This window comes from Streptomyces sp. CA-278952, assembly GCF_028747205.1.
Lineage (GTDB): Bacteria > Actinomycetota > Actinomycetes > Streptomycetales > Streptomycetaceae > Streptomyces.
In genome coordinates, this window is record NZ_CP112880.1 from 5,028,667 (window position 1) to 5,048,592 (window position 19,926).

Annotated in this window: 13 protein-coding genes; 7 read left to right on the forward strand and 6 right to left on the reverse strand. The window is 72.6% G+C overall.

What is annotated here, in order from left to right; translation table 11 throughout:
- Positions 1-57: 57 nt before the first annotated feature.
- A complete protein-coding gene (locus tag N7925_RS22595) occupies positions 58-504 on the reverse strand; it encodes an Rv3235 family protein (protein WP_265601280.1) in 447 nt (148 codons plus the stop codon).
- A gap of 274 nt (positions 505-778) precedes the next feature.
- Here N7925_RS22595 and N7925_RS22600 point away from each other — a divergent pair, with 274 nt between their 5' ends.
- Together N7925_RS22600 and N7925_RS22605 are read left to right on the forward strand one after the other, a co-directional pair.
- Positions 779-1,285, forward strand: a complete 507-nt coding sequence (locus N7925_RS22600; protein WP_274344973.1) for a DUF6912 family protein — start codon at positions 779-781, stop codon at positions 1,283-1,285.
- A gap of 39 nt (positions 1,286-1,324) precedes the next feature.
- Positions 1,325-2,011, forward strand: a complete 687-nt coding sequence (locus tag N7925_RS22605; protein WP_265601282.1) for an HAD family hydrolase — start codon at positions 1,325-1,327, stop codon at positions 2,009-2,011.
- A gap of 330 nt (positions 2,012-2,341) precedes the next feature.
- On the opposite strand, the gene N7925_RS22610 is transcribed toward N7925_RS22605, so the two are convergent.
- Positions 2,342-2,896, reverse strand: coding sequence for a DJ-1/PfpI family protein (locus tag N7925_RS22610; protein ID WP_265601283.1), 555 nt, complete (start codon positions 2,894-2,896; stop codon positions 2,342-2,344).
- Between the two features lie 432 nt (positions 2,897-3,328).
- Between N7925_RS22610 and N7925_RS22615 the strand changes: the two genes are divergently transcribed.
- The gene (locus N7925_RS22615; protein WP_274344974.1) at positions 3,329-8,368 is read left to right on the forward strand and encodes an NAD-glutamate dehydrogenase; all 5,040 of its coding nucleotides are present in this window, start codon (positions 3,329-3,331) and stop codon (positions 8,366-8,368) included.
- A gap of 302 nt (positions 8,369-8,670) precedes the next feature.
- On the opposite strand, the gene N7925_RS22620 is transcribed toward N7925_RS22615, so the two are convergent.
- Together N7925_RS22620 and N7925_RS22625 are read right to left on the reverse strand one after the other, a co-directional pair.
- Complete coding sequence (locus tag N7925_RS22620; protein ID WP_265601285.1) at positions 8,671-9,462, reverse strand: ABC transporter ATP-binding protein; 792 nt, start codon at positions 9,460-9,462, stop codon at positions 8,671-8,673.
- Positions 9,455-10,360: an ABC transporter permease gene (locus tag N7925_RS22625; protein WP_274346536.1), complete on the reverse strand. Its 906-nt coding sequence runs from the start codon at positions 10,358-10,360 to the stop codon at positions 9,455-9,457. Before N7925_RS22625 ends, N7925_RS22620 begins: the two co-directional genes overlap by 8 nt.
- 246 nt (positions 10,361-10,606) lie before the next feature.
- Between N7925_RS22625 and N7925_RS22630 the strand changes: the two genes are divergently transcribed.
- On the forward strand, positions 10,607-11,245 hold the full coding sequence (locus N7925_RS22630) for a TetR/AcrR family transcriptional regulator (protein ID WP_274344975.1): 639 nt from the start codon (positions 10,607-10,609) through the stop codon (positions 11,243-11,245).
- Here N7925_RS22630 and N7925_RS22635 read toward each other — a convergent pair.
- Both N7925_RS22635 and N7925_RS22640 read right to left on the reverse strand, forming a co-directional pair.
- Positions 11,242-12,510: a hypothetical protein gene (locus N7925_RS22635; RefSeq protein WP_274344977.1), complete on the reverse strand. Its 1,269-nt coding sequence runs from the start codon at positions 12,508-12,510 to the stop codon at positions 11,242-11,244. The two genes, N7925_RS22630 and N7925_RS22635, sit on opposite strands and share 4 nt — an antisense overlap.
- A gap of 82 nt (positions 12,511-12,592) precedes the next feature.
- Positions 12,593-16,747 carry a CDP-glycerol glycerophosphotransferase family protein gene (locus N7925_RS22640; protein ID WP_274344978.1) on the reverse strand — a complete coding sequence of 1,385 codons (4,155 nt, stop codon included), beginning with the start codon at positions 16,745-16,747 and terminating at the stop codon, positions 12,593-12,595.
- Positions 16,748-16,848: 101 nt separating this feature from the next.
- Between N7925_RS22640 and N7925_RS22645 the strand changes: the two genes are divergently transcribed.
- From N7925_RS22645 to N7925_RS22655, 3 genes are all read left to right on the forward strand, one after another.
- Positions 16,849-18,021, forward strand: coding sequence for a CDP-glycerol glycerophosphotransferase family protein (locus tag N7925_RS22645; protein ID WP_274344979.1), 1,173 nt, complete (start codon positions 16,849-16,851; stop codon positions 18,019-18,021).
- A 134-nt stretch (positions 18,022-18,155) separates the two neighbouring features.
- A complete protein-coding gene (locus N7925_RS22650; RefSeq protein ID WP_274344980.1) occupies positions 18,156-18,938 on the forward strand; it encodes a methyltransferase domain-containing protein in 783 nt (260 codons plus the stop codon).
- A gap of 11 nt (positions 18,939-18,949) precedes the next feature.
- Positions 18,950-19,819, forward strand: coding sequence for a TylF/MycF/NovP-related O-methyltransferase (locus N7925_RS22655; protein ID WP_274344981.1), 870 nt, complete (start codon positions 18,950-18,952; stop codon positions 19,817-19,819).
- The last annotated feature ends 107 nt before the right edge of the window (positions 19,820-19,926 follow it).

The following is a 19,926-nucleotide window of genomic DNA, read 5'->3' on the forward strand; positions in this document are numbered from 1 at the left end:
GTACCCCGGCAGGGGCCGGACACCACGAGGTGTCCGGCCCCTGCCGCGTCTCCCGGGTCACCGGGGCCCCGGGGCGCCGGCCGTGAGGCGTTCGCCGCCCAGTTCCACCGCGGCGCAGCGCCAGCGCTGGTCGGGGCCCTGCTCCAGGCGGAAGGCCATCGCCCGGACCCGGTCGCCCGCGGCGATGCTGGCGAACGCCTCGACCACGCCGGTGGCGGGCTGGGCCCCGCGGCAGTGGCGGAGGACGGGGCGGCTGCCCCGGGTGGCCCCCAGCGGGGTGGTCGGGGCCAGCTCGGCGAGCTGGTCGTAGGCCTCGCCGATGGTGTGGCCGAGCATCCAGTGCACCGGGCGCTGGCCGCTGAGGACCGCGAGCAGGCGCTCGGCGAACCACTGGTGGGGCCGCTGCGGCCGGTGGGGCTGCAAGCGGCGGGACCGCTGCGGAGGTACTGACCGGGGACCACTCTGGTCGCGTCGGCCCGCGGGCCTCGTCCTGTCCGTGCTCATGATCGTCGCCCCCGTTGACCGGGCCCGGTTTCTACCGGGCGGTAACTTGTGTTGGGGATCTTCTACGGGTGCGGTCGTCAGCGACGCAAGGGGCCTCTCGGCGCTGAACGGGTGCGGCACGGTTCACCTATCAGTGGCTCGGCCCTTGTGCGGCAAGGGCTGGGGTGAGGGTGACGGGTCGTTGGCGGTGGACGGACGACCCCGGTTGCCGAAACCCGAAAGGGGACGTTCCCACGTATCCTGAGGACGTTTCCCTCTACGAAAGCGACCTGCCATGCGCGTGTACGTCCCCCTGACCCTCTCCGGTCTCGCAGCGGCGCACGGTGCGGGCGAGGTCGGACCCGGGCCGCTGACCGCCTACGCGGTGACCCCGGGGCTGCGCGAGTGGTACGTCTCCGACGACATCGAGGAGCTGGAGTACGCGGCGCTCAACCGGGCCGCCGCCGCCTCGCTCCGGATGATCGCGGGGAAGCCGGACGAGGTGCGCCGCCGGGTCGTCGTGGCCGTCGACGTGCCGGACGGGGCCGCCGTCGCGGACCCCGACCACGGGCTGAGCGCGGCATCGCTCGGCGAGGTGCGGATCGCCGCCGCGCTGCCGCTGGCCAAGGCGGCGGCGGTGCACGTGGACGCCGACGACGCGGAGAAGGACGTGGCCGCCGCGGCGGCGGTGCTGGGAGCGGCGGACCTCGGCGACGACGACGCGCAGTTCACCGTGGACGGGGCCGAGGACCACGAGCTCCTCTGGTTCGGCGTCCAGGAGATTCCGCAGCTCATCTGTTGAGCCGGCGGCGTTGTCGTACCCGGCGGGTATTTTTTCTGTATGACTTCGGGGACGACACGCACACATCTGGTCTGGGACTGGAACGGCACGCTGCTGGATGACACCCATGCCGTCATCCGGGCGACCAACGCCGCCTTCGCGGAGGTCGAGCTGGCGCCGATCACGCTGGAGCAGTACCGGGAGATGTACACGATCCCCATACCCCGGTTCTACGAGCGGTTCCTGGGCCGGCTGCCCACCGAGGCCGAGTGGGAGCGGATGGACGGCATCTTCCACCGGTACTACGCCGAGCAGCGGGCGGGCTGTGGGCTCACCGCCGGGGTGGAGGAGCTGCTGCATCGCTGGCAGCGGGCCGGGCGCAGTCAGTCGCTGCTCAGCATGTACGGGCACGAGCAGCTGGTGCCGGTGGTGCGGGGGTACGGAATCGAGCCGCGTTTCGTCCGCGTCGAGGGGCGTACGGGGCCGTCCGGCGGGAGCAAGGCGCTCCACATGGAGCGGCACTTCGAGGCGCTGGCCAGGGTGGGCGGGGCAGGCGGGATCGCGCCGGAGAATGCGGTGGTCATCGGGGACGCGCTGGACGACGCGGTGGCGGCGGCGCATGTGGGGGCCCGGGCGGTGCTGTACACCGGGGGGTCGCACAGTCGGAGCAGCCTGGAGGGGGCGGGGGTGCCGGTGGTGGACAGCCTGGGGGAGGCGGTGGCGTTGGCGGAGACGTTTGGCGCGTAGCGGGGGTGGCGGTGCCGGGTGCGGGTGCGGGTGCGGGTGCCGGTGCCGTGTGCGGGTGGGCGGGGTGCGGGCTTTTCGGGGCGCTGCCCCGGACCCCGGTCCTCAAGCGCCGGACGGGCTGAAAAATGTGCCCTCAAGCGCCGGGCGGGCTGGAGAGGACGTCCTCAAGCGCTGGGCGGGCTGGAGAGAACGCCCTCAAGTGCTGGGCGGGCTGGAGGAAACGCCCCTCAAGCGCTGGGCAGGCTGGAAAGGGCGTCCTCAAGCGCCGGGCAGGCTGGGTGAGTGCGGCCAAGCTGGGTGTGCGCGGCAAGCTGCGGGTGTGGGCGGGCCTTATTGGGTGCGCAGTACCTTCAGGAACTCTCGCATCCAGGCCGGGTGGTCCGGCCAGGCTCGGGAGGAGACCACGGTGCCGTCCACGACCGCCTCCGTGTCCTGGAAGGTCGCGCCCGCGCTCTGCATGTCCGGTTCCAGCGCCGGGTAGGCCGTGACGTTGCGGCCGCTGAGGCTGCCGGTGGCGGCGGTGATCAGGGGCCCGTGACAGATCTGGGCGACCGGGCGGTCCGCGGAGAAGAACGCGCCGACGATCTTCCGCAGTTCGGCGTTGTTGCGGAGGTACTCGGGGGCGCGGCCGCCGGGGATCACCAGGGCGATGTACGCCCCGGGGTCGACCTCGGAGAAGGACAGGTCGGCGGGCCAGGTGTAGCCGGGCTTCTCCGTGTACGTGTCGAAGCCGGGCTCGAAGTCGTGGACCACGAAGCGCAGCGTCTTGCGCTCGGGGGCCGCGATGTCGACCTCGTAACCCTCCTCCAGCAGCCGTTGGTACGGGTAGAGGACTTCGAGTGACTCGGCGGCGTCGCCGGTGACGATGAGGATCTTCTGCGGCATGCGTGGCTCCTCGGGGCCGGTGGCCCCGATGGCGTGCCGAGGGCCTGGATCCGTGCGGTACGGACAGACTGCCCCCGTTTCGGGAGTTCGCCAAGGCGGCGCGGCGCACTGTCCAAAGTGTCAAAGTTCGGGGGGTTCTTTTGTACACAAGCAGCTCATGACGCAACAGGGTGCGAGGGCGATAGCCTGGTGCCGTGATCAGCGCGATACGCCTCGGGGGCAGCGAAGCCCCCGGCCGCCGCCCGGAGTGCCACAGCACCCGGGCGATCCGCGATCTCCCGACGCCGGACCGGCTGCCGAAAATGGCCAATATGGTCCCGGGTATCTCTCGAAGCGGCATAGCGTCGACCCAGACCGGAAACCCCGCGTCGTGGCGGTACGCCGCTTTTCTCACCTACGTCACGCAACGGCGCGCGACAGGAGCCAGAGGACATGCAGACCAAGCTGGACGAAGCCAAGGCCGAGCTGCTCGCAGGGGCCGCCAAGGTAGCTGAAAACGGTCCGGGCGGTGGTGTCGGTGGCCCGGGAGGTGCCCCCCGGGCGCGGATTTCCGCTGCCGGGGCCGACGAGAGCGCCCGTCCCGGTCAGGACACGGTGCTCGCCTACCTCCAGCGCTACTACCTGCATACGGCTCCGGAGGACCTCAGCGGCCGTGACCCGGTCGACGTCTTCGGCGCCGCCGCCTCGCACTACCGGCTGGCCGAGAACCGTCCGCAGGGCACCGCGAACGTCCGGGTGCACACCCCGACCGTCGAGGAGAACGGCTGGACCTGCAGCCACTCCGTCGTCGAGGTCGTCACCGACGACATGCCCTTCCTGGTGGACTCCGTCACCAACGAGCTGTCCCGCCAGGGGCGCGGCATCCACGTCGTGATTCACCCACAGGTCACCGTCCGCCGCGATGTCACCGGCAAGCTCATCGAGGTCCTCTCCGGCGGCCCCGGCCTCCCGAAGGCCTCCCAGGGCCGGAAGAAGTCCAAGGACGCCGAGGCCGAGCTGCCCCACGACGCGCTCGTCGAGTCCTGGATCCACGTCGAGATGGACCGCGAGACCGACCGCGCCGACCTCCAGCAGATCACCGGCGACCTGCTGCGCGTCCTGTCCGACGTGCGGGAGACCGTCGAGGACTGGGGGAAGATGCGCGAAGCCGCCCTCCGGATCGCCGACGACCTGCCCGGCGAACCGCTGGACGACCTCGCCGAGGAGGAGGTCCAGGAGGCCCGCGAGCTGCTGCGCTGGCTGGCCGCCGACCACTTCACCTTCCTCGGCTACCGCGAGTACGAGTTGAGGGACAGCGACGCGCTGGCCGCCGTGCCCGGCACCGGGCTCGGTATCCTGCGCTCCGACCCGCACCACAGCGAGGACGAGGCCCACCCCGTCAGCCCGTCCTTCGACCGGCTGCCCGCCGACGCCCGCGCCAAGGCCCGCGAGCACAAGCTCCTCGTCCTGACGAAGGCCAACAGCCGGGCCACCGTGCACCGCCCCAGCTACCTCGACTACGTCGGCGTGAAGAAGTTCGACGCCAAGGGCAACGTCGTCGGCGAGCGGCGCTTCCTCGGGCTCTTCTCCTCCGCCGCCTACACCGAGTCCGTGCGCCGGGTGCCCGTCATCCGCCGCAAGGTCGCCGAGGTCGTCGAGGGCGCGGGCTTCTCGTACAACAGCCATGACGGCCGCGACCTGCTGCAGATCCTGGAGACCTACCCCCGCGACGAGCTGTTCCAGACGCCCGTCGACCAGCTCCGCTCCATCGTGACCTCCGTCCTCTACCTCCAGGAGCGCCGTCGGCTGCGGCTCTACCTGCGCCAGGACGAGTACGGGCGCTACTACTCCGCGATCGTCTACCTGCCGCGCGACCGGTACACCACCGGCGTACGCCTGCGGCTGATCGACATCCTCAAGGAGGAGCTCGGCGGCAACAGCGTCGACTTCACCGCCTGGAACACCGAGTCGATCCTCTCCCGGCTGCACTTCGTCATCCGCGTCCCGGCCGGCACCGAGCTGCCGCACCTGACGGACGCCGACGCCGACCGCATCGAGGCCCGCCTCGTCGAGGCCGCCCGCTCCTGGGCCGACGGCTTCCAGGAGGCGCTCACCGCCGAGCTGGGCGAGGAGCGCGGCGCGGAGCTCCAGCGCCAGTACGGCCACTCGTTCCCCGAGGGCTACAAGGCCGACCACTCGCCGCGCGCCGCCGTAGCCGACCTGGTCCACCTGGAAACCCTCAAGCAGGGCGAGAAGGACTTCGCCCTCAGCCTGTACGAGCCGGTCGGAGCGGGCCCCGGCGAGCGCCGCTTCAAGATCTACCGGACCGGCGAGCAGGTCTCCCTCTCCGCCGTCCTCCCGGCGCTCCAGCAGCTCGGCGTCGAGGTCGTCGACGAGCGGCCGTACGAGCTGCGCTGCGCGGACCGCACCCACGCCTGGATCTACGACTTCGGGCTGCGGATGCCCCTGGCCAACGGCAACGGTGGCTACCTCGCCGATGACGCCCGCGCCCGCTTCCAGGAGGCCTTCGCCGCCGTCTGGAAGGGCGAGGCGGAGAACGACGGCTTCAACGCGCTGGTCCTCGGCGCCGGGCTGAACTGGCGGCAGGCGATGGTGCTGCGCGCCTACGCGAAGTACCTGCGGCAGGCCGGTTCGACCTTCAGCCAGGACTACATGGAGTCCACCCTCCGCAACAACGTCCACACCACCCGGCTGCTCGTCTCGCTCTTCGAGGCCCGCATGTCCCCCGGCCGCCAGAGCGCCGGCACCGAGCTGACCGACGGGCTCCTGGAGGAGCTGGAGGGGGCCCTGGACCAGGTCGCCTCGCTCGACGAGGACCGGATCCTGCGGTCCTTCCTCACCGTCATCAAGGCCACCCTGCGGACGAACTTCTTCCAGAGCGCAAGCGAGGGAAGCGACGAGGGGGGCCGGCGCACGGAAGACGGGACGCCGCATTCGTACGTCTCGATGAAATTCGACCCGCAGGCCATCCCGGACCTGCCCGCGCCCCGGCCGGCGTTCGAGATCTGGGTCTACTCGCCGCGCGTGGAGGGCGTCCACCTGCGCTTCGGCAAGGTCGCCCGGGGCGGGCTGCGCTGGTCGGACCGGCGTGAGGACTTCCGTACGGAGATCCTCGGCCTGGTCAAGGCCCAGATGGTGAAGAACACCGTCATCGTGCCCGTCGGCGCCAAGGGCGGCTTCGTCGCCAAGCAGCTCCCGGACCCGTCCGTGGACCGCGACGCCTGGTTCGCCGAGGGCATCGCCGCTTACCGTACGTTCATCTCCGCGCTGCTCGACATCACCGACAACATGGTGGCCGGCGAGGTCGTGCCGCCCGCCGACGTCGTCCGGCACGACGAGGACGACACCTACCTCGTCGTCGCCGCAGACAAGGGCACCGCGAGCTTCTCCGACATCGCCAACGAGGTCGCCGTCGCGTACGGCTTCTGGCTCGGCGACGCGTTCGCCTCCGGCGGCTCGGCCGGCTACGACCACAAGGGCATGGGCATCACCGCCCGGGGCGCCTGGGAGTCCGTCAAGCGGCACTTCCGCGAGCTGGGCCACGACACCCAGACCGAGGACTTCACCGTCGTCGGCGTCGGCGACATGTCCGGCGACGTGTTCGGCAACGGGATGCTGCTCTCCGAGCACATCCGCCTCGTCGCCGCCTTCGACCACCGGCACATCTTCATCGACCCGAACCCGGACGCCGCCACCTCGTACGCCGAGCGGCGCCGGCTCTTCGACCTGCCCCGCAGCTCCTGGGCCGACTACGAGAAGGGTCTGCTCTCGGCGGGCGGCGGGATCCACCCGCGCGGCGCCAAGTCGATCCCGCTCAACTCGCACGTCCGCGAGGCGCTCGGCATCGACCCCTCGGTGAGCAAGATGACGCCCGCCGACCTGATGCAGACCATCCTCAAGGCCCCCGTCGACCTGGTGTGGAACGGCGGCATCGGCACGTACATCAAGGCCGTCTCCGAGTCGAACGCGGACGTCGGCGACAAGGCCAACGACGCGATCCGCGTCAACGGCGAGGACCTGCGGGCCAAGGTCGTCGGCGAGGGCGGCAACCTCGGGGCCACCCAGCTCGGCCGGATCGAGTTCGCCCGCAGCGGCGGCCGGATCAACACCGACGCGATCGACAACAGCGCCGGTGTGGACACCTCCGACCACGAGGTGAACATCAAGATCCTGCTCAACGGTCTGGTCCGGGACGGCGACATGACCGTCAAGCAGCGCAACAAGCTGCTCGCCGACATGACCGACGAGATCGGCGTGCTTGTCCTGCGCAACAACTACGCGCAGAACGTCGCGCTCTCCAACGCCTCCGCCCAGGCACCCTCGCTGCTCCACGCCCAGCAGCGCTTCATGCGCCGCCTGGAGCGCGACGGCGCACTCGACCGGGCGCTGGAGTTCCTGCCGGCCGACCGGCACATCCGGGAGCTGCTCAGCAACGAGAAGGGGCTGAGCCAGCCCGAGCTGGCCGTGCTGATCGCCTACACCAAGATCACGACGGCGGACGAGCTGATCTCCACGGTCCTGCCGGACGACCCGCACCTGCAGAAGCTGGTGCACGCCTACTTCCCGAGCGAGCTGCGCGAGCGCTTCCCCGAGGCGGTCGACGGGCACGCGCTGCGGCGCGAGATCATCACGACGGTCCTGGTCAACGACACGGTGAACACCGCCGGCTCGACCTTCCTGCACCGGCTGCGGGAGGAGACCGGGGCGTCGATCGAGGAGATCGTGCGGGCCCAGTTCACGGCCCGTGAGATCTTCGGCCTGTCCCGGGTGTGGGACGCGGTCGAGGCGCTCGACAACAAGGTCGCCGCCGACGTCCAGACCCGGATCCGGCTGCACTCGCGGCGGCTGGTCGAGCGCGGTTCGCGCTGGCTGCTGGGCAACCGGCCGCAGCCCGTCGCCATCGCGGAGACGATTCGGAGCTTCCGGGACGGCGTCGCGCGGGTCTGGGACGAGCTGCCGAAGCTGCTCAGGGGCGCGGACCTGGACTGGTACCACTCGATCCTGGACGAGCTGACGGGCGCCGGCGTGCCGGACGAGCTGGCGGTCCGGGTGGCCGGGTTCTCCTCCGCCTTCCCGGCGCTGGACATCGTGGCCATCGCCGACCGTACGGGCCAGGATCCGCTCGAGGTCGCCGAGGTCTACTACGACCTCGCGGACCGGCTGCGGATCACCCAGCTGATGGACCGGATCATCGAGCTGCCGCGGGCCGACCGCTGGCAGTCCATGGCCCGCGCCTCCATCCGCGAGGACCTGTACGCGGCGCACGCGGCGCTCACCTCGGACGTGCTGAGCGTGGGGAACGGGTCGGCCACGCCGGAGGAGCGGTTCCGGGCTTGGGAGTCGAAGAACGCGGCGATTCTTGCCCGGTCGCGGTCGACGCTGGAGGAGATTCAGGGGTCGGACGCGTTCGATCTGGCGAATCTGTCCGTGGCTATGCGGACGATGCGGACGTTGTTGCGTACGCACGCGTAGGCGTGGCCGTACGGGGGTGAGGGGGCCGGTGCCTGTCAGGGGCGCCGGCCCCCTCGGCGTGGGGGTTCCGTCCTCAAGCGCCGGACGGGCTGAAGAGATGTCCTCAAGCGCCGGACGGGCTGGAAAAGATGCCCTCAAGCGCCGGGCGGGCTGGGGGTGGCCGGGGCGGCTGGGAAAGTTGCCCTCAAGCGCCGGGCGGGCTGGGGGTGGCCGGGGTGGCTGGGGGTGGTCGGGCGGGCTGGGGGTGGCCGGGGTGGTTGGCAAAGTTGCCCTTGAGCGCCGGGCGGGCTTGAGTTGTTCCGCTACTTGCGCTTGGTGAAGGTCTCGTACGCTGCCACTACTTCCTTTGCCGGGCCGTCCATCCTCAGCGTGCCCGCCTCCAGCCACAGGGCCCGGTCGCAGGTCTCGGTGATCGATTTGTTGCTGTGGCTGACCAGGAAGACCGTGCCCGCCTCGGCGCGCAGTTCCTTGATGCGGTCCTTGCTGCGGCGCTGGAACTTCGCGTCGCCCGTGGACAGCGCCTCGTCGATCAGGAGCACGTCGTGGCTCTTGGCCGCCGCGATGGAGAAGCGGAGCCTCGCGCCCATGCCCGAGGAGTACGTGCGCATCGGCAGCGTGATGAAGTCGCCCTTCTCGTTGATGCCGGAGAAGTCGACGATCTCGTCGTAGCGTTCGCGGATCTGTTCGCGCGTCATGCCCATCGCGAGTCCGCCCAGCACCACGTTGCGCTCGCCGGTCAGGTCGCCCATCAGGGCCGCGTTCACGCCGAGCAGCGACGGCTGGCCCTGGGTGTGGACCCTGCCCCGGGTCGGCGGGAGCAGACCCGCGACCGCCTTGAGCAGCGTCGACTTGCCCGAGCCGTTGGAGCCGATCAGGCCGATCGCCTCGCCCTTGTACGCGGCGAAGCTGACGCCCTTCACGGCGTGCACCTGGCGTGCGCCGGGGGTACGGCGGCGGGTGGTGAGCCGGCTGAGCGCGGAGGTGGCGCTGCCCTTGCCCGTACGGGCGCCATTGACCGTGTACGTGATGTGGACGTCGTCGACGACGACCGTCGGGACACGGTCGTCCCCGGGGGAATCCTTGAGGTCAGCCACGTCCGTAGGTCTCCTCGGCCTTCCAGAAGTACACGAATCCGGCCGCTCCGCACAGCAGCGCCCAGCCCGCCGCTACCGCCCATGCGAACGGCGGCAGCTGCGCCCAGGTGTAGCTGTCGATGAGCGCGTACCGCATGAGGTTGATGAAGAGCGCCGCCGGGTTGTACTCCAGCGCCACCATCACCGCGTGCGGCACCCGCTCCCCCTTGAGCAGGTGGTCCAGGCTCCACATCACGCCGGAGGAGTACATCCAGGTCCGCAGCACGAACGGCGTCAGCTGCGCGATGTCCGGGGTCTTCGCCGTCAGCCGGGCCACGGCCATCGACACTCCGGTGTTGAACAACGCCTGGAGCGCGAGCGCCGGAACGGCCAGCAGCCAGGACGGGCGCGGGAACTGGCCGAACACCAGCAGGATCACGGTCAGTGCGCCGAGTGAGAACAGCAGCTGCTGCAACTGCTGGAGGGCGAGGGCCACCGGCAGTGAGGCGCGCGGGAAGTGCAGGGCCCGCACCAGGCCGATGTTGCCGCTGATCGCCCGGGTGCCCGCGGTGATCGAGCTTGCGGTGAACGTCCAGATGAAGACCCCGGTGACCAGGAACGGGACGAAATCCTCCACCCCGTGCTTGGTGTTCATCAGGACGCCGAAGATGAAGTAGTAGACCGTCGCGTTCAGCAGCGGCGTCATGATCTGCCAGATCTGGCCGAGCTTCGCCTGGGTGTACTGGGCGGTCAGTTTGGCCGTCGCGAACGCGGCGATGAAGTGCCGCCGCCCCCACAGCTGCCGGATGTAGGCGGGCAGCGAGGGCCGGGCGCCGCTGACCGTCAGGCCGTGCCGGGCGGCCAGCGCGGCCAGCTCACCGGGTGCGTAGGCGGGGATGTCCTGGGCGGGGGCGCTCACCGGGGACGGCGGAGCTGCTGTCTGGCTCACCACGAACGATCGCTTTCGATGGAAGCGGGAGGGGGAGGGGATATCGCCGGGATGCCGGAAGCCGGGACGGTGGAACGGTGCGGCAATCGGCGACGGAACGATACGGTCCCGTGGGGACGCCCTCGTTGGGACGGGACCGTATCGTCGTAACGCTGAGAGTAGGGCGCTGCACGTCGCAACGCAACCGTTTCGTCGCGGCCGACTATCATGCGGGCCATGACCACAGAACGGGGAACCCGCCGCCGCGCCCCCGCAGGCGCCGCCGTCCTGCGTGAGGACGTGACCGACGCCATCCGGGCCGCCGTCTTCGACGAACTCGCCGCGGTGGGGTTCGCCCGGATGTCCATCGAGGGCATCGCCCGGCGTGCGGGCGTGGGCAAGACCGCCGTCTACCGCCGCTGGAAGTCCAAGCTGGCGCTCGTGCTCGACCTGGTCGCGGCCGTCGCCGCGCAGGGGATGCCCGCCCCGGCCACCGGTTCGCTGTGCGGGGACGTGCGCGCCGTCCTGGAACTGGCCGCGTACGCCCTGCGCCACCCGGTCGCCTCGCAGGTCATCCCGGATCTGTTGGTCGAGGCGGCCCGCAATCCGGAGATCTCCGAGGCGATCAAGGCCGCGCTCCTGGACCAGCAGCAGGGCGTCGCCGCCGTCGTGGTGAGGGAGGCGGTGGCCCGGGGCGAACTGCCCGAGGGCAGCGATCCCGACCGGGCGCTCGATCTGATCGTCGGGCCGCTGTACTGGCGGCTCGCTGTGGTCCGCGGCGAACTGCCGAAGGGCTACCTGGACGATCTGGCCGCCTCGGCGGTCGCCGCCCTCAAGCATGTCCGAGAGCCCTTGAGCACGTCTGAGAATCCTTAGCCTGAACCCTCCAGCACGTCTGAAGGCGCTCCGCCCGCCGGTACCCGCGCCAGCACCTCGCCCGTGGCCGAGCTGAACGCCAGCATCGTCGCGTTCTCGGGCAGGTGCTGGAAACGGGTCAGCAGCAGCCACCGCACCCCGTAGCGAGCGGTGATTCCGTCCCGCCGGGCCTGCGGGGTCGACGCGTCGAGGTAGGCGGCCACCGCCCGGCTCCTCTCCCGCCGCTCCGCGCGCGCGAGCCCCGCGTCCGGCAGCGCGTCGGCCAGCACATACGCTCCGTGCCCGGCCAGCGCGTACATCGCCGGGCGGCTGTCCGTCAGGACCACCTCGCCCGGCGGCACGTACGCCGTCGCCCAGGCGTACGGCTCCCCGGCCGCGCGTACCCCCTCGGTCGCCGGCGGCCCCGTGGTCCGGCCCTCGGCGGGGGTGCGCGGGGCAGTCAGCCCGTTGTAGTACGGCCACAGCGCCGCCACGGCCACCGCGCACACGACGGCGAACGCCCACCGCCACACGGTCGGCCGGATCCGGGTCCGCGTCCGGACCGCGATCAGGGCGACGCACCCGATCGCCGCGCCGATCGCCGTCGGCGGGTGGACCAGCAGGACGAGCCCGAGCAGTACGCCGATCACGGCCGCCTCCGCCCACCGGGGCGTCCGGCCGGGCTTCGGATCGCCGGGGCGGGGGGTCCGGGCGGCCGCCCGGCCGGTCCACGCCCACAGGTGCAGGGTGACCGCGACCGCGAACGTGCTCGGTGCGCTCCAACGGGCCGGGTCCGCCCAGTGGATCAGGGGCAGCGGCACCAGCACGAGAACCGGAACCCAGCGGTTCGGCGTCAGCAGCCGGGTGAGCCGGCCGATCCCGGTGAGCAGGAGCAGCAGGTTCACCGACGCGGCCACCGCGACGACGGACGGTCCCGAGAGCCGGGTGGCGCGGGCGGCGAGTCCCTGGAGCAGCGCGTACGGGGAGTAGTGCGCGCTCGCCACGGCGGGCAGGTCGGTCATCGGGAACGCCGGGTGCAGCAGGCTCACCCGCAGCCGTTCGACGACCGCCGCCTGGAGCCCGGCCTCGCAGCAGAGAGGAGCCTGCCAGGCCGCCGCCGACAGCACCGCCCACAGCAGGCCGCCCAGCACGAGGTACGGCGACGGCAGCCACAGCGGTGGCCGGGCCGTCCCGTCGGCCCCGTCGCCGCCGGTCGCGGCGGGCGGGAGGTCGGAGGGCGGGGCATCGGAGGACGGGGCGGAGGAAGCCGCGGAGAAGAGGGGCACACCTCATGGGTTCCGTGCGGCGGGCCCGCTCTCCCCGCCGCCACCCGTCCGAGGGATTCCGGGCCCCGGCCTCCCGACGCCCTCAGGCCGTGTCCGCCAGCAGCCGGTCGGCGACCCGGGCCGCCGCGCCGCCGTCGTCCAGGTCGCAGTAGTCGCGGCGGAAGCTCTCGTAGGCGTCGGCGTGCCGGGCCGCCAGCGACCCGGTGTCGCGCAGCGCCTGGGCCACCTCGTCCGTCGTGACCAGCAGCGGCCCCGGCGCCCGGGTCTCGAAGTCCAGGCAGAAGCCGCGCACGGTGTCGCGGTAGTGCTCCAGGTCGTACGTGTGGAAGAGCATCGGCCGGCCCGTCAACGCGAAGTCGAACATCAGGCCCGCGTAGTCCGTCACCAGGACGTCGGCGATCAGGAGCAGCCCGGCCGCCCCCGGGTGGTGGGAGACGTCGAGCACGCCGGGCCCGGCCGGGACACTGCCGGTGACCCGGGGGTGGCGGCGCACCAGCACCGTGTGGCGGGGGCCGAGCGCCCGGGCCAGGGCGCCGGGGTCCAGGGCCGGGTCCCAGCGGTACGGGCCGGGGACCGTGCGGTCGGCGGACGCCGCCGGGGGATGGGCCAGGTGGTCACGGTAGGTCGGGGCGTACAGCACGACGCGGTGGTCCTCCGGGATGCCGAGCCCGCGCCGGACCTCCTCGGCGGCCTTGTCCCGGTCGGGCGGGAACAGCACGTCGTTGGCGGGCGACCCGGCCTCCAGCACCTCCCCCTCGTACCCCAGCGACCGGCGCAGCCACGGGGTGGCGAAGCGGCTCGGGGAGACCAGCACCGACCACTGGGCCGACCGCCGCGGCAGGGTGGCGAGGTACTGGTGGTCGGCGTAGAGGGTGTCGGCCAGGCAGCCGCCGAACCGGCCGAGCGGGGTGCCGTGCCAGGTCTGGACGACCGTCTGCCCCGGCCGCCGCTCGAACCACCCGGGCAGCTGTTCGTCCGTGACGATCCGGCGGGTGCGGGCCAGCGCCTCGTACCAGGCGACGCTGTGCACGGGGACGGCCCGCGCCCCGGGCGGGACGTGGGTGGTGCGGCCGGGGGCGGTACCGGTGACCCACAGATGCTCAGTCTCCGCGCCCCGGCGCACGAGTTCGGCGTGGACGGCGCGCGGGGAGTCGCCGCCGGCGTAGAGGACGGTGTCGTGGAGCGGGAGGAGCGTGCGCCCGTCGCGGTAGTGCGCGGCGCGCAGGAGGCGCCTGCCGTACGCGCTCCGCCCGGCCGCCGGCGCTTGCGCATCCGGCCCCGCGACCACGGACAGCCGGTCGCCGTGCCGACGCTCGGGACGCAGGACGTTCTCGGCTCCGCCGCGGGGGAGCTGCCCGGCGGCGGAGCCGAGGACGCGTACGGGGCGGCCGTCCAGGCGGACCTCCCAGCGGCCTTCCGGGAGCGGCGGGGCGATCAGCGCGGAGAACCGGCCCGGCCGTGTCTCTGCGTCGGTCCCTGGGATGTTTCCCGCGCCGGGCTCCGCGCCGGGCTCCGCGCCGGGCTCCGCGCCGGGCTCCGCGCCGGGCTCCGCGCCGGGCTCCGCGCCGGGCTCCGCGCCGGGCTCCGCGCCGGGCTCCGCGCCGGGCTCCGCGCCGGGCTCCGCGCCGGGCTCCGCGCCGGGCTCCGCGCCGGTCCCTGCGTTTCCCGCTTCGGGTCGCGCGCCGGGCTCTGTGTCGGCCTCTGTGCTGGTTCCCACGGTGCTTCCCGTGGCGGGCTCCCCGAATGTCCCCGCGACCGGGACCGTCTCGTGCAGCGTCTCGTGGCGCAGGACGAGCCGGCCGACAGACGCGGTTACCGCCCCCGGAGCGAGCGGAACGTGCGCCCCCGGAGCGGGCGGAACGTACGCCCCGGGAGCAGGGGGAACGTACGTCTCCGGAGCGGGGCGACCGTACGTCCCCGAGACGCGCAGGGACCCCTCCGGCGTGTACTCCACCCGGTCCGCGTACGGAGGCGCCGCCAGGTCCAGCACCAGGTCGCCCGCCGGGTCCGCGCACGCGGGCGGCGGCAGGTCCGGGGCGGCGGGCAGCGGGACGCGGGCGCCGTCGGCGAGCAGCAGCCGGACCCGCCAGCGCTGCCCGCCCGCCGCCTCGACCTCGCGAGGGGCCCGGTGCGGGGCGGGCGGGGCGCCGGCGAGGTCGGCGAGCGGCACCCGCACCGTGAACCCGACCCCGTCCGGCCCGCGCCCCCCGCTTGCCGCACAGCCCCCTCCCGGCCAGCGCCCCCCGCACGTCGCCGCATCCACCTCGTCCACCTGGCCCGCCCCACGCACCCCGTCCAGCTCCCTGTGCCCGCCTGCCCCACGGGCCCCGTTCGGCTCCCTGTGCCCGCCCGCCTCATGGGCCCCGTCCGGCTCCCTGTGCCTGCCTGCCCCACGCACCCCGTCCGGCTCCCTGTGCCTGCCTGCCCCACGCACCCCGTCCGGCTCCCTGTGCCTGCCTGCCCCACGCACCCCGTCCGGCTCCCTGCGCCCGCCCGCCTCACGGGCCCCGTCCGGCCCCTCGCCCCCGGCGGTCTCCTCGTACTCCACCGGGCAGCAGCGCTCCTCGCCCCCCTCCGCCCCCTCGCGCGTCAGCATCAATGCCGTCGGCCTGCTCCCGCTCCCGCCGAAGTACCGGCCCGTCAGTTCCAGCGGGGCCCCCTCCGTCTCGGCGGTCCGGTGTCCCTCGGCCCGTGCTCGCAGGCGTGACACGGTCAGCCGGAGCCGGCCGCCCCGGTAGTCGAGCACCGCCCGCCGCCCGTCGCCCAGGTCGTGGACGAGCGGCTGGTCCGCGCCCGCGTCGGGGGCGCGCACCGCCACCCGACGCACCGCCCCGGGCGCGGCGAGGACCAGGCCGACGAGCCAGCCGTCGCCGTCCGCCGTCGCGGGCAGCCGGTCCGGGTCGAGGACCATCTCGAAGCCCGCGTGGTCGTAGCCGTGCAGCTCCTGACCGGAGTTCACCGTCGCCTCGGGCGTGCACACGGAGCGCACCGGCACCGGCCGCACCTGACGGCCCCGCTCCGCCCGGACCATCCCCACCGTGAGCCGCTGACGGGCGGAGGCGGCGGGGAGGTTGCGCAGATACGCGTACCCGCGCAGCCGCAGCCTCCCGTCCGCGCCCCAGCGCGCCTCCAGCAACCGCGCCACGGCGGGCACGTCCGTGCGCGCGAGCCGGGCGCTCGCGCCGCGCACCCCGGGGTACACCGCCCGCCGCCGCCCCGGAGGCCCCTCGACCGCGAACGTGCCCGCCCCGTTGGCCCGTTCGAAGGCGAGGACCGCCAGCAGCTCCTCCAGGCACCGCTCCCGCACCAGCGACCACTTGATGCGCAGCTCCACCGGCAGCCCCTCCAGCGCGCCGGGCCCCGCCCGGTCGACGAAGGCCCCCGCGCCCTCCAGGAACGCCGACCGGTACGCCTCGCCGCCCATCGGCAGGCCGTCCAGGAAGTACCCGAAGTCGTCCCGCAGGCAGGACGTGTCGTACGCCCGTCGCTGTGCCGCGTCCCGGCCGCCCAGGAACGCGCTGACCTGCTCGCACGCGGCGATCCGGTCCCGTACGCCCGTGACGTCCGTACGCCGCCGGGTGATCGAGCCCTCCCGCACCCGCCAGTAGTAGACGTGCTCGCGCAGGACGTCGACGGACCGGGCGAGATGGTGCGCGGGGATCATCACCGGGGTGTCCTCGTACAGCTTGCCCACGGGGAAGGCGAAGCCGTGCGCGTCCCAGAACGAGCGCCGGAACACCTTGTTCCACGCCACCCGGTCGGCCAGCAGGCGCGGGTCCCGGGTGATGTGGGTGTGGGGCCGCGTGGCCGTCAGCCAGCGGTACTGCCACGCCTGCTGCCGCCCCTGCGCGGTCAGCCGCCACACATTGCCGGTCGCCAGATCGGAACCGGTCGACTCCAGCGAGGCCGTCATCCGCTCGTACGCGTCGTGCACGACGATGTCGTCGCTGTCGGCGAACGCCAGATAGGGGACGGTGGAGGTGGTGTGCCGGACGCCGGTGTTGCGGGCGGCGCTCAGACCGGCGTTCCGCTGCCGCACCAGCCGGAAGCGGGCGTCCCGGGCGGCGAACTCCGCCGCGATCCGGGCGCTGCCGTCCGTCGAACCGTCGTCGACCATGACCACCTCGATCGCTTCGAGGGTCTGGTCCGCCACCGACCGCAGGCAGTCCTCGAGGTAAGCCTCGACGTTGTGGACGGGGACGACGACGCTGAGGAGTGGTGGCAGTGGTGGCTTCATGTCCTGGTCAACAGGGGGCGGGTCCCGGGGTCACCGGCGCTGACCCGAACGGGTGAACGCGGCTCCTCGGCCGCCCCGGCCCGCGATTACGCTCGGCTGCCATGCCCACCCGAGCTTCCGTGAAGCGGTTCGTGCGTCGCCAGGCCATGCGGGCCGCCTACCGCACCGACCTGCGCCGCCCGCTCGACCCGAACCTCGCCGTCTACGGGGCGTACTGGAACCGGGGCGTCGCCTGCAACCCCGCCGCGATCCACGCCAAGGCCCGCGAACTGGTTCCGCACATCCGGGGCGTGTGGGTCGTCTCCTCCCGGCACCGCGACCGGATGCCGGCCGGTGTGCCGTACGTCATCGAGGGCTCGCGCCCCTACTGGCGGGCCATGGCCACCGCCACCTATCTGGTCAACAACTCCAGCTTTCCCGGCGGCTTCACCAAACGGCCCGGTCAGCGCTATCTCCAGACCCATCACGGGACCCCGCTCAAGACCATGGGGCTGGACCAGCGCGCGTATCCCGCCCTCGCCCGTAAGACCGACTTCGGCAAGGTCCTCGCCCATGTCGGCCAGTGGGACTTCAGCCTCTCCGCCAACCCGCACAGCACCGAGGTCTGGGACCGTGTCTACCCGGGCGGGTACGAACGGCTCGACGTCGGCTATCCCCGCAACGACGCCTACTTCACCGCCACCGCCGAGAAGATCGCGAAGATCCGCGCCGAACTGGGCATCGCCGAGGGGCAGACCGCCCTCCTCCACGCCCCGACCCACCGCGACTACCGCGACGGCTTCGTGCCCGATCTCGACCCCGGGCGGCTGGCGAGCGAACTGGGCCCGGCTTTCGTTCTGTTGGTGCGCGCCCACTACTTCTACGGACGGCCGGCCGGGCTCGGTCGGACGGGGGCGGCGCGGGTCGTCGACGTCACCGGGCATACCCGGGTCGAGGAACTGTGCCTGGCCGCCGACGCGTTGATCGCCGACTACTCCTCCCTGGTCTTCGACTACGCCTGCCTGGACCGCCCGATCGTCGTCCACGCCCCCGACTGGGCCGCCTACCGGGCCACGCGCGGGACGTACTTCGACCTGCTCTCCGGACGGCCCGGCGACACCCCCGGCCCCGTCACCACCACCCCGGCCGAGCTGGCCGACGTCTTCCGGACGGGGGAGTGGCGGTCACCCGAGTCGGCCGCGCTGCGCGGCGCGTTCCGGGAGCGGTTCTGCCCGTACGACGACGGGCACGCGGCGGAACGCGTCGTACGACGGTTCTTCGCCCCTTCCCTGTGACGGCGCCCGCCGCCGATCGGCCGACGCGTCCCGCAACCCGAATGGCTCAAGGCGGGCCTTCCGTGCCGATTCCTCCGCGCCGCGCGGTCGTTGAGCCCAACATCCCGCTCGACCCGCCATGTTGGGAGACGTCCATGCACCGGTCCGCCTACGAGCAGATGGAACTCTGCATCAAGGAGTATCTGCCCGTCGAAGGGCCCCTCGAGAGGGCTCGCGGAAGGATCGCGTCCCGTGCCGGCGTCTACCGCGTCGTCGACCTCGGATCGCGCGTCTCCGGCAAGCAGACCCGTACCCACCGGGCGCTGCTCGCCCACCACCCCATCGACTACTTCGGGGTCGACGTGCAGGACGGCCCCAACGTCGACGCGGTGATGAAGAAGCCGTACCGCATCCCCGCCCGCTCCAACAGCGCCGATGTCGTGCTGTCCGGGCAGGCGTTCGAGCACATCCCGTTCTTCTGGGCGTCGATGCTGGAGATCGCCCGGATCCTGAAGCCGGGCGGACACGCGTTCATCACCGCTCCCTCGCGCGGCCACGTCCACGACGCGCAGGACTGCTGGCGCTACTACCCCGACGGGTTCCGCGCGCTCGCCGCCCACTCGCGGCTCGAACTGCGCGAGGCCTACACCGACTTCCCGCCGCAGAAGGGCATCTGGCACGACTACCGGGCCATCGACAAGAAGGCCGCCTACTGGGGCGACTCCGTCGGCGTCTTCCGCAAGCCGGCCCGCTACCCGCGCCTCACCATGTTCGCCGTACGGGAGCTGGCGGTGTGGTGGGCGAACCGGGTCGGCGGCGTGGACGGCGTCCCGCTGCCCCGGCCGCTGGACGGCCGTGAGGCGTGCGGACGCCCGGGGACCGTGCCCGCGCAGGAGCCCTCACTCGAACAGTGCCCGTCCCGATCAATGGCAGGTTGACGAAAGATGACATGCGGCGCAAACCGCGCGTACTGTCCCGGGGCATGGCTTGGCGCAACGCCGTCAACGGCGTCCTTCAGCAGCTCACCGGATACCAGCTCAGGCGCGTCACGGTGCCCGCCGCCCGCACCGCCCCCGCACCGGCCCCGGCCGCCGCACCCGCCCCCGTAACGGCTCCGGAACCCAAGGCGAAGAAGCCCGCGCCCGGGTTCCCGGCCGACTACGACGACGAGGCGAAGGACATCATCCGCGCGGTCAAGCCGTACTCGATGACCTCGCCCGAGCGGCTCAACGCCTTCATCCTCGCCACCCGCCACATCGCCCGGCACGACATCCCCGGTGACATCGTCGAGTGCGGCGTCTGGCGCGGCGGCTCCATGCAGGCCTGCGCCCGGACCCTGCTCTCCGTCGGCGAGACCGAGCGCGACCTGTACCTCTTCGACACGTACGAGGGCATGACCCCGCCCACCGCCGAGGATCTGCGGCGCGACGGGCGGCCCGCCCAGGAGCTGCTGGACGCCCAGGGCAAGGACCGGCCGATCTGGGCGGTCGCCTCGCTGGAGGACGTCAAGGCGGGGTTCGACACAGTCCCGTACCCGAAGGAGCGCGTCCACTACGTCCAGGGGCGGGTCGAGGACACCGTCCCCGCGCAGGCCCCCGAGCAGATCTCCATCCTGCGCCTGGACACCGACTGGTACGCCTCCACCAAGCACGAACTGGAGCATCTGTACTCCCGGTTGGTCCCCGGCGGGGTGCTCCTCATCGACGACTACGGCTACTGGCAGGGATCGCGGCAGGCGGTCGACGAGTTCCTCGACAAGACCGGTGAGCAGCTGCTGCTGCTGCGGATGGACGAGGGCCGGATCGCCGTGAAGCCCTGACGCGGGCCCTTCACGGCAGCGCCGAGCACCGAGCCCCGTGCCCTTCCGGTACGGGGCTCGAACGTGCTCCCGGCACGCCCCCGGGGCGCGTGACTCCGCCGTCCGCG